The following is a 10444-nucleotide window of genomic DNA, read 5'->3' on the forward strand; positions in this document are numbered from 1 at the left end:
ATCACCGCACCCACCGCAAAACCGATGGCCGTGGCAAAGTCGAGGAAGATAATCAACATGACAAAGAGCACACCACCAACGAAACCATGATGAACATCGCGGTGGACAAGCTCCAAGAGCTCAAAAAAGACTCCAGTAAGATGATGGCCCGGGATCTTCATGAGCTGATGCGCGCTTGGGAAAATTATCACCGGATCTATGCTGGTGAGGCCCATCTGCGTCACATGCTGTTCCGCAAAGAGACCCGCTATCCCGGTTTCTACTACAACATGGATTACAACTTCGTGGACGAAGAGAACTGGAAATGCTTCGTCAACTCGAAGATCGATCCCAAGACCGGTGAGTGGTCCGTGTTCAAGCGGGCGCACATCGACTTGGTTTCCAAGCCGTAAAAGACCCGATTCGGGTGATCTGGATCACCTGTAGCTGGTCAAAGGGGGGGGTGGAGTTTTCCACCACCCCCTTGTTTTTTTTGGTTGGTGTTTTGGCAAGGTGTTTTTTTTAACGAATTGTTTTTTAATGGCTATTTTAAGAAATTTGTTTTTTTGAAAAGCCCATTGCAGAATGATGGTTGATTTTTTTCCCCCATTTTGAAGATCCTTGACCGCTGGTTCTGAATGGTAAGCGTTGCAAAAAGTCTCCTTTGGAGAGGTGGGATGAGCTACCGGGGTGAACATTTTGAGGAGTTGATTCTGTTTGAGGGCGTTGGTTACGAGCGGGTTCGGGAAATTCTCGAAAAATGTCCGGTTGTGGCTCTGGAGCCTGGAGAGGTTCTACTCACGCCGGAAAATCGGAATCAGGCCATCCATCACGTGCTGGATGGGCAACTTTCAGTCCATCTGAAACTATTGACCGCTCCCCCTATTGCCACCATCAAACAGGGGGAGTTTGTGGGGGAGCTCTCCCTCATCGACGACAAATCCGCTTCTGCTTTCGTCAAGGCGGCCAAAGCGACTGAGCTTCTGGTCGTTGATCGCGCCATTTTTAAAAATCTCATCGCTCTCTCTCCTGAAATTGTCCTGAATCTATTGCGTATTTTTGCGGCTCGCATGCGGTTCAACACCGAGGCCCTGGCGGAAAACCAGCTCATTCGTACGGTGCCGGATATTATCTATCGTTTGGATAAAGAAGGATATTTTGTTTTTTTGAATGAGTCGGTGACCAATCTCGGCTATACCACCACTGAATTGCTGGGACAGCATTTTCATACCCTGGTGGCTGAGGAGGATCTGGAGCAGGTCAGTTTTTCCCATGCCATTCAAAAGATCCGTTCGGGCTCGGGATTGACCGATTCCCCACCAAAACTATTTGATGAGCGCCGTTCCGACCATCGCAAAACCCGGGGGTTGGAACTCAAGCTCAAGATGAACAATAAATGGGTTGATCAGCCAGGCCGGGATGCGGTGGTGGCGGACAATCAGATTATTGCCGATGTCAGCTGCACGGGGCTTAGGCAGCTGGAAAAGGAGGAAGAGACCTATATCGGTACCATCGGCATCATTCGGGACGTGACCGAACGCAAAATGTATCAGGCCCAGGTCGCTGAACAGAAAGCCCGGATGGATGCGATTTTTACCACCATGGCCGATGCCATTCTGGTGATCAACGAACGGGGTATCATTGAATCCCTCAACCATTCAGCGGCAGATATTTTCGGCTATGAAGAGAGCGAACTGCTGGGCCAAAACGTCACCCGGCTGATGGCTTCTCCGGATCGGGAAAAGCACGATGGCTATCTGCAAAGATATTTTGAGACCGGTCAATCGAGGGTGTTGGGCCAGCGTCGGGAAGCCCGGGGGGTACGCAAAAACGGCGATGAATTTTTCCTGGATCTGGCGGTTTCCAAGGTGGAACTCGACAATCGAGTGCTCTTTACCGGAATCATTCGGGATATCACCGAGCGCAAGGAAGCGGAACGGATCATCCATTTTCAGGCTAATTATGACGCGCTGACCAAGCTCCCCAATCGGGCGATGTTTATGCGAGAGTTGGAGGCCGCTGTGGATCAGGCTCGGGACAGCCAGGAAAGTTTGGGCCTGATGTTTATTGATCTGGACCGTTTCAAGTGGGTCAACGATACGCTTGGCCATGATGCTGGAGATTGTTTGTTGCAGATGGCCGCTGAGCGGGTTTCCCTCTGTGTGGGGGAGGGGGATCTGATTGCTCGGCTGGGTGGCGATGAATTTACCGCCATCATCAGGGGATATGACGGCGTGGTCGGGATGGAGGATGTGGCCCGGCAGGTTTTGGACCGTCTGAATCAACCCTTTGTGTATGAAGGGCAGGATTTTTTTATCTCCGGATCCTTGGGAGTGGCTCTTTTTCCTGACGATGCCCAAGATCAGGATGTTTTGTTGAAAAATGCCGATGAGGCGATGTACCGATCCAAAAAGGCCGGTCGCAACAGCTACCACTTTTATGCGGGTCCGTCCCTCACCAAACCGAAACAGTATTGATTCCTGGTTGGTCGGATTTCCAAAACCTGGCAGGTGGGAGCAGGAAGCCTCAGGGGTTGGCAGATTTGTATCGATTTTCCCGGGGATCATCAAACAGTTAAGTCAACTGGAAGGAAGCTTTTAATGTCAGATCAGAATCAGGAATCGGACAAGGAAAAGGTGATGCAGCTGGATGAGGAGTTGCGCAACATTCCTCGGGAAATTCGGGATATCATCGATCCGGTGCGTCTGCGGGGCAAGGATACTTTTTGCTTTAGCTGCTATCCGGGTATTTCCTGTTTCAACACCTGCTGCTCCAATATCGAGATCGTTCTGACCCCCTACGACATTCTCCGTCTGCGCAAGCGGCTCGATCTTTCCGCTGAAGAGTTTCTCTATGAATACGCCACTCCCAGCCAGCTCCAGAAGGGGCAGCTGCCGGTGGCCTTGATGCAAATGGATGCCAAAACCGGCCAATGCCCCTTTGTGACCGATGAGGGGTGTTCGGTCTATGAAGATCGTCCGGTCACCTGCCGCTACTATCCGGTGGGGCTGGCTCTTTTGCGCAAGCAGGATGAAAGTGAACAGGATGCCTTTCACTTTTTGATCAAGGAAGATTTTTGCAAGGGGCACCAGGAAGAGAAAAAATGGACCGTGGACGAATGGCGGGCCGACCAGGGCAGTGACGGCTATGACGAACGCAACCAGGGGTGGATGGAGGTGATTCTCAAGCGCCGTTCTGCCGGGGATGCGGTGAGCACTTCCCTTCAGGTGTCGGAATTTTTCTATATGGCTACTACTAACCCCGAAAGCTTTCGGCACTTCGTGTTTGATTCTTCCTTTCTCAAGCGATATCAGGTGAATAAGGAGATCGAAGAGCAAATTCGAAACGATGATGAGGCGCTGACCGAGTTTGCTTTCAGCTGGCTGAAAAGTGCTCTGTTTGGTGATGAATTTATCCCGGTACGCCCGGAAGAGATCAAGGCCGCCCGAAAACGGGCTGAGGAAAAGCGGGCTTCGGCCAGCAAAAATGTCGCCGACAAAATGGATGCAGCGGCTAAAAGCAAACAGGAAACAGCTGAAAACGACAGCACCGAGGGAGAGGGATAAGATGATTGTGCGTCCTTCCGGCCTGGTGGTGAGGAAGGGCCGACTCTTAACCATGCGTTATCGCTATGGTGGGCAGGAGCGGTTCAACTTGCCGGGAGGCAATCACGATCCCGGTGAGTCGGCCGCCAGCTGCCTGATTCGGGAGTTTGCCGAAGAGTTGGGAATGGAAGTGCTGCAACTGGGGGATCTCCTCTGGGTGGCGGAAACCGCTGCCGGGGGGCGGGAGGTGATGCACCTGGTTTATGATATTCCCGACTGCTGTGGGGAGGCTCTACCCAATCCCGATCACACCAAGGCTCTGGAGGCGGTCTGGCTGCCTCTGGAGGCCTTGGAGAGTGCTCCTCTCTATCCCGCCTTGGGAAAAAATTTAATTCGCTGGATGCAAAATCACGACTCCGGCACGGTTTATCTGGGGCGATTGCCGCAACCCTGGTTTGATTGATCCCCTTCCTCCCCACTCTGGGCCATGATTCCCCTTCCCTTTAGGCCCCCCTTTTTTTAGGGGGCCTGGGGATATGGTCGTTTTTTTTTCGGGAACTACACGGCCCAGCTCCACTTTTTGTCGGACAAACCCTGCTAAACGCCTTGTTTTTTAACGTTAATAAAAGTGGTTGATTCCGTTTTGATCTGCCTGAGGGTGGGAAATGCGGCCTCAAGCCTGATTGTACGTTTTGATTGTCAGTGATGCAGGTGTAATCAACACTGTATCGGCGTGAAAATTTTCATTATTCCATTGTGCACCTGCGAAAACAGCTTTTCGAGCGGGGTTGTGGCTGGGGGCTTGGGGGCTGTTTTTTTTGGTGTTTTCAGCTGATTTTGAATTGATATTTTCTTATATATGTTGACACACGGGGCTCCCAGAGATTAAACCTCTTCGAACCTTGGCGGCATATCTATGGCCGCATTTAAACGGCTTATTTTTGGAAGATATCACTGGATATCGCCGTTTTTCGGGACAAATTGGTTCCGTACTTTTGACAAACGCGAGGGAAGATCAGCGCTATGGGACTTATCAGAAATCTATTGGCTGTACTGGGGTTGTGTGTTGTGGTGGGAGCAGGTTACGGCTATGTCGTCGTGGCTCCTGAACTGGATGAATTTGACCCCGGTTACATGAAAATCTACACTGAATTTGCCACCAAGCTTTGGGAGACCAAGGATCCGGGTGAGGCCATGATGTGGTCGGTTCCGGCTGATCCGGATCTCACTGCCGAGGATGTCAAAGAATCCTTGAAAAGCTTGGCCAGTCAGAAAAACTTTCTTTTTGTCGGCGAGGCCCCGTTCTACAAACAGGTCCAGGCCATCACTGGCAAGCCTTACCGTCACGTCTCTTTCATGTCGTTTTGTGATGCCGGGGTAGGCAAAATGATGGCGGATTACCGGGATGCCTATACCGGTTTCATGCCTTGCCGCATCGCGGTGGTGGAAGACAAGGAAGGGCGGATTTGGCTCCACTCGATGAATCTCGACATGATGATTCACGGTGGTCGCAGGCTTCCCCCGGAACTGCGTGAGGAAGCGCTTCGGGTTCGCAACGTCATCTGGGAAATGCTGGAAGGTGCTGCGGCTGGAGAATTTTAATCAGGTTACGAATCCGGATTCGGGAGCGTGCATCCAAAAGCAATGCGACGAATCGGGAATCTACATAGACATCTAAATTCGAAAAAAGTCTGCGGGCACTCCGACCTCTATGAAACGGGGGGTGGGCATCGCGGGGGATATCAAGCGGCGAGAGCGAAAGGAGGAAAACCGCTATTCACTGGATTAGCAGATCCGATATTGATCTGCTCTGGTTCCAAAGTCACTTGAGGAGATCGGAGGGAGCAATGCTACAAAAGAAAATCCGTGTCCTTCTAGCTGCAGGTTGCCTGATGGCTGGTGGACTTCTGACAAGCGGAACGGCAGAGGCAGGCGCCTCAGACAGCATGTTGGCTAACACTTGTGCCGGATGTCATGGTACCAACGGTGCGGCAGCAGGACCTGCAATGCCCAGTATCGCCAATATGGACGCCGAAATCATGGTCACCTTCATGAAGCAGTATCAAAGTGGAGAGCGGCCTTCTACCATCATGACCAGAATTGCCAAGGGTTACGAAGAAGGCGAGCTGAAGCAGATTGCCGCTTACTTTGCCAAGACCCCTTGGGTTGCGACCAACAATCCGACCAAGGCCGCCCTGGTTAAGAAGGGTGCCAAACTGCACAAGAAGGAAAAATGCAACAAGTGCCATGAAGAGAATGGCCGTGTGCAGTCTGGTGAAGACCTCAATCCTCGGATTGCCGGTCAGGTCCCCGGATACCTCCATCTGATGATGAAAAACTATCAGACCCAGGAATATCCGGATCAGCCCAAGAAAATGATCAAGCGTCTCAAGAAGATGTCTGATCAGGATCTGGAGGCTTTGGCCCACTTTTACGCTAGCCAGAAATAGGCGAAAGGAGGCGCTTCATGGCACATTTTACACGTAGAAAATTCATGAAGGTTGCTGGTGGAACCGCTGCCGTTGGTTTGGCCGGTGTTTCCCCCTCACTCGCCCTGGCCGGGCAAGCACATGTGGTAGTGATCGGCGGTGGTTATGCCGGCGGTGTCGCTGCCAAATACATCCGCATGCTCAGTGGTGGCAAGGTCAAAGTGACCTTGGTTGAAAAGGACAAGTATTACTACTCTTGCCCCCTCTCCAACTGGGTCATCGCTGGATTCCGTGATATTGAAGCCCAAAAATGGTCTTGGGCCAAAGCGGCTGACGCTCACGGTTATTCCGTGGTGCATGACGAAGCGGTCGGCATTGATGCCAAAGCCAAAACGGTCAAACTCCGTGGTGGCAGCACCCTGAACTATGATCGTTTGATCGTGGCTCCTGGTGTCGGCTTCAAGAAAAATATCGAAGGCTACGACACCAAGGCGATGGTCAAAATGCCCCACGCCTGGAAAGCGGGTCTTCAGACCACTCTGTTGGCCAAGCAGATGGAAGCGATGCCTGACGGCGGTACGGCGATTGTCGTCCCCCCGGAAAATCCCTTCCGCTGTCCTCCTGGACCTTACGAGCGGGTCAGCCTGATGGCTTGGTACATCAAGCGCTATAAGCCCAAATCCAAGGTGCTGGTGCTGGATCCCAAAGATAAATTTTCCAAGTTCGGCCTCTTCACGGGCGGCTGGAAAGAGCTCTATGGCTACGGTACCGACAACAGCATCATCGAGTGGGTGGCTGCTGGACAGGGCGGTAAGGTGACGGCAGTTGATGCCGATAACATGACCGTCATGACCGACATGGATGAGTTCAAGGGCGATGTCGTCAGCGTCATTCCCAACAACACTGCGGGCGCCATTGCTCACAGTGCTGGTCTCACCAACGGTGGGGACTGGTGTAGCGTCAACAAGCAGACCTTCGAGTCCACCTCCCATCCGGGTGTGCATGTGATTGGTGACTCTTCCATCGCTGCGAAGATGCCCAAATCCGGGTATGCCGCCAACTCCCAGGCCAAAGTGGTCGCGGATGCAGTGGTACAAATGCTGGCTGGCAAGGAGCCGGGTACAGGCTCTTACGTCAACACCTGCTACTCCATGCTCTCTCCCGACTACGGTATTTCCGTGGCCGCCGTCTACAAGCTCAAGGGCGACACCATCTCCAAAGTGGGTGGTGGTCTCTCTCCGGGTAAGGCTTCGGCTGCCTACCGTAAGGTGGAAGCAGACAACAACGAAAGCTGGTATCAGAGCATCATGGCTGACACGTTTACCTGATCCTGGCTGGTTTGATGTTAAAAAAAAACGGGGCTTCTTCGGCCCCGTTTTTTTTTTGGCACGTTCCAATCAACCTGCCCACCTTCTGGAGTCGTGGTTCCCAACGCTGCACCGATTGGGCAGAATCATCCTTGACGGTGATGATGTCCTGCTTGACAATAGTCAGAATCAGGTCGTTTTTGTCGGTTGCCCAATAACAAACCTTAAGCAAACTTTTTCTCAGGCCACACGCCACAAATATTCCCTGGCCAGGGATTTCGCACTTTTTTCTGACCGTTTTTCCCGCCTTCTCCCCACGCTGCTACCCGGTACTTTTCTGGGTACATAGCAGTGACTACCTCATAGATTTGTCGGGCTTTGTATCCCCGAACATATGAGGGCTCCAGAGTTTTTCACTTCAAACAATCTCTTTTTTTTCACCCGTTGACGCACTTTTCACCCGTTGACGCATTTTTCGCCTTTTTTCCTTCGGAATTCTCCGAGATAAAGGGCCGCCAACTCCCGACCGTTCGGTGCGGTTAAACCGGGTTTGGGAGTTATCTTGTCAAGGAGTAACAAAATGGGACTTACAAACACTTCAAAAATTCTTTTTGGTTTGGTGGCTGCGGCCATGCTTGGTGCGGCCCTGTACATGGCCATGGATGATCTCAAGGTGGGAGCACCGGCTTCCCCCCCCCCTGCTGTGACTGAGACGGTGGAATAATATTAAATCCGGCAGTTGAGCGTATGCACAATCTGTAGCTTGTTGATCCGCATTTTTTGTAAGTTTTATATGTGAATCAATAGGGTACACACCAGCCACATACGCCCAACTGCTGCGTTTAGGATAACCCGGCTGTATCGGGGAAAATGCTATGCGGCTTTGTGTGTTTTGGACTGTTTTCCAGGTGATGGGGGTGTCTGGAGCCAAGCGATTTTTTCTTCTTTGAAAATATGTGTAAAGTCCCGCCCTACAGCTTCCAGGCACCTTTTTGTATCGAGTCCCACCCCTTTGAGCAAACCCCAGTAAACCAACCGGAATAGCTTTCGTAAGGCAATTCGATGGGTCCGCCCGGTCTCTTCGAAGAGCCAATCGGAGAGCTTCATAAAATCCCGAAAGGGGCTCCCACCCGCCACCATTAATTCCCGAGTATGGGTGAACCTGCCCGAGTTGCCGATCATCTCCCAATAGCGGGCAAAACGGCGTATTCGGGCCATCTCCGTAAAACTGATCAGCTTGTTTTCCAAAAGATCATAAGGGGGAGCCGGGTTGAAGATCAGACCGTGCTCTTTTTCCAGATCCAACAGGGGCGTGCCTCTGAGGCGCTTTAAAATGCCCACCTGAATCTCTTGAGGTGAGATGGCTACGAGGCGATCAAAGCCTGCGGCAAAGCTTATGAGATCCTCATGGGGGAGCCCTGCGATGAGGTCGGTGTGGAGGTGGACGCCGGTCTGGTTGCACAGCCACAACAGATTATCATGGGCCGCTTGGTCATCCTGGCGGCGGTTGATGCTCTCCCGTGCCCCTTGGTGATAGCTTTGAATGCCGACCTCGAACTGCAATATGCCCTCGGGAAAGCGGGCGATGATCTCCTTCAGGGGTTCTGGCAGGCGGTCGGGGATCACCTCGAAATGGAGAAAAAGGTCTGGCGTGAGGCGTTCCAGAAAAAAATGCAGAATCGCCAGGCTGTGGTTTACCTCCAGATTGAAGGTGCGATCGACAAATTTGAAGGCGCGTAATCCCTGCTTATAGAGTTGATCCAGCCCGTCCAGGAATCTTTCTTGGGGAAATCGGCGTACTTTTTGGTCGAGAGCTGAGAGGCAGAAGGCGCATTTGAAGGGGCACCCCCGGGAGGCTTCCACATAGACCAGGCGGTGTTGGATATCCTCCCGGGTATAAAGATCATAGGGTAGCTGTAGCTGATCCAGGGGGGGAGGTGGGGGGTGAATGATGCGTTCGGTGGGGCGGGTGCCTGAGAGCAGTACCTGACAAAGCTCCCGGAAGGCCACTTCCCCCTCGCCACAGATCACATAATCCGCTGTTTGGATGATGGCCTGTCGGTCGGTTTCGTGGCTTACTTCAGGCCCTCCCAGGATGATGATTAATTCCGGGCGGATATGTTTCAGGAGTGCCACCAGCCGGGCTGCGGGTTCGGCATTCCAGATGTAAACCCCCACACCGACGATTTTGGCCTGGGTCGCCAGAATGGCTTCGGCCATCTCCAGAGTGCGTTTTTCCAGATCAAACTCCAGCAGGGTGGCTTGGGATTGGAGCGGGCCCAGATTGGCCAGGAGATAGCGCAGTCCGAAGGCGGCGTGGGTGTAGCGGGCGTTGATGGTGGTCAGAAGAATGTCAGGCATACCCAGCCGATTTTGATTGTTTTTTAACGATGAATAAATAAGGGGGACAGGGGATATTCCCCCCCAAATTGTTGATCTGGCTTGCCGGAGAAGTCAGGCACTTTGATCGCAGTTGAATGAGAATCATAAAAAAGCCCCGGGACCAATTGGACCTGGGGCTTTTTTCTACCCGGAGCCTGAGAAAGGGAAATCAGTGCCAGGGAGAAGGCTGGGGAACGACGCGCTTATAGTAATAATTGACAAAAAATTGTAGCCGCTTGCGCTGTTCCTGGAGAAGAGCGTCCAAATTTGTCAATTCTTCGACATCAAATTTGGCCAGCAACTCAGCATAAATGGTGGGGAACAGTTTCAACATATCGAGCCTGGCTCGGGTTTTGGCAAGATTTACCTGCATGATGCACTCCTTGGTGGTGAGGATATTCTAGCGGAGATTAAAGCAATAATCATGCCGATATGTGTGTAAGGGGCGTGTGGTCAAGGGTTGCCGGGGAGGGGCGTTGCGGGTTGTTTTTTTATTGGACGTTACTTTCTTTTACACTTTTGCCGTTTTGGGAAATATTCCTGATACAAACCTCCTGTAGTGTACGACCCTACATTGTTAGAACCGATCCCTTTAGCTGGCGACGCCCATCTCCCTCCCCTGGTCGCCAGCTTTTTTTTTGCCTGCTTCCCCATGCCAGCTTCCCCATGCTGCCTGTTATCCAGGTTGGCCCCTTGTCCCGTTTTATATCGCTTGCTGTCCAGCTTTTATAGCAGTTCTATCTCAAAATTGAACACTCTTCCCTGACTCGTCATCCCCGCGAAGGCGGGGATCCAGGGAGCT

The 10444-nt window shown here is 52.2% G+C and carries 10 protein-coding genes; 8 read left to right on the forward strand and 2 right to left on the reverse strand.

The annotated features are described in order from the left end of the window. From HQL52_18855 to HQL52_18890, 8 genes are all read left to right on the forward strand, one after another. On the forward strand, window positions 1-392 hold a 392-nt coding region (locus HQL52_18855), incomplete at its 5' end, for a hypothetical protein (GenBank protein MBF0371505.1). 264 nt (window positions 393-656) lie between these two features. Continuing rightward, window positions 657-2456 carry a diguanylate cyclase gene (locus HQL52_18860; protein MBF0371506.1) on the forward strand — a complete coding sequence of 600 codons (1800 nt, stop codon included), beginning with the start codon at window positions 657-659 and terminating at the stop codon, window positions 2454-2456. A gap of 123 nt (window positions 2457-2579) precedes the next feature. Then, entirely contained in the window at window positions 2580-3545 is a 966-nt protein-coding gene (locus HQL52_18865; protein MBF0371507.1) for a YkgJ family cysteine cluster protein, read from the forward strand. Window position 3546: 1 nt separating this feature from the next. Next, complete coding sequence (locus tag HQL52_18870; GenBank protein ID MBF0371508.1) at window positions 3547-3987, forward strand: NUDIX hydrolase; 441 nt, start codon at window positions 3547-3549, stop codon at window positions 3985-3987. Between the two features lie 560 nt (window positions 3988-4547). Beyond that, complete coding sequence (locus tag HQL52_18875) at window positions 4548-5126, forward strand: DUF302 domain-containing protein (GenBank protein MBF0371509.1); 579 nt, start codon at window positions 4548-4550, stop codon at window positions 5124-5126. Between the two features lie 290 nt (window positions 5127-5416). After that, on the forward strand, window positions 5417-5974 hold the full coding sequence (locus tag HQL52_18880) for a c-type cytochrome (GenBank protein ID MBF0371510.1): 558 nt from the start codon (window positions 5417-5419) through the stop codon (window positions 5972-5974). 17 nt (window positions 5975-5991) lie between these two features. Further along, entirely contained in the window at window positions 5992-7281 is a 1290-nt protein-coding gene (locus HQL52_18885; protein MBF0371511.1) for an FAD-dependent oxidoreductase, read from the forward strand. A gap of 559 nt (window positions 7282-7840) precedes the next feature. Continuing rightward, window positions 7841-7984 carry a hypothetical protein gene (locus HQL52_18890; protein MBF0371512.1) on the forward strand — a complete coding sequence of 48 codons (144 nt, stop codon included), beginning with the start codon at window positions 7841-7843 and terminating at the stop codon, window positions 7982-7984. 149 nt (window positions 7985-8133) lie between these two features. Here the strand turns inward: HQL52_18890 and HQL52_18895 are convergent, their stop codons facing one another. Next, entirely contained in the window at window positions 8134-9621 is a 1488-nt protein-coding gene (locus HQL52_18895) for a DUF4080 domain-containing protein (GenBank protein MBF0371513.1), read from the reverse strand. Between the two features lie 190 nt (window positions 9622-9811). Beyond that, complete coding sequence (locus tag HQL52_18900; protein ID MBF0371514.1) at window positions 9812-10015, reverse strand: hypothetical protein; 204 nt, start codon at window positions 10013-10015, stop codon at window positions 9812-9814. Window positions 10016-10444: the final 429 nt, after the last annotated feature.

It is taken from the genome of Magnetococcales bacterium (genome assembly GCA_015232395.1).
Lineage (GTDB): Bacteria > Pseudomonadota > Magnetococcia > Magnetococcales > JADFZT01 > JADFZT01.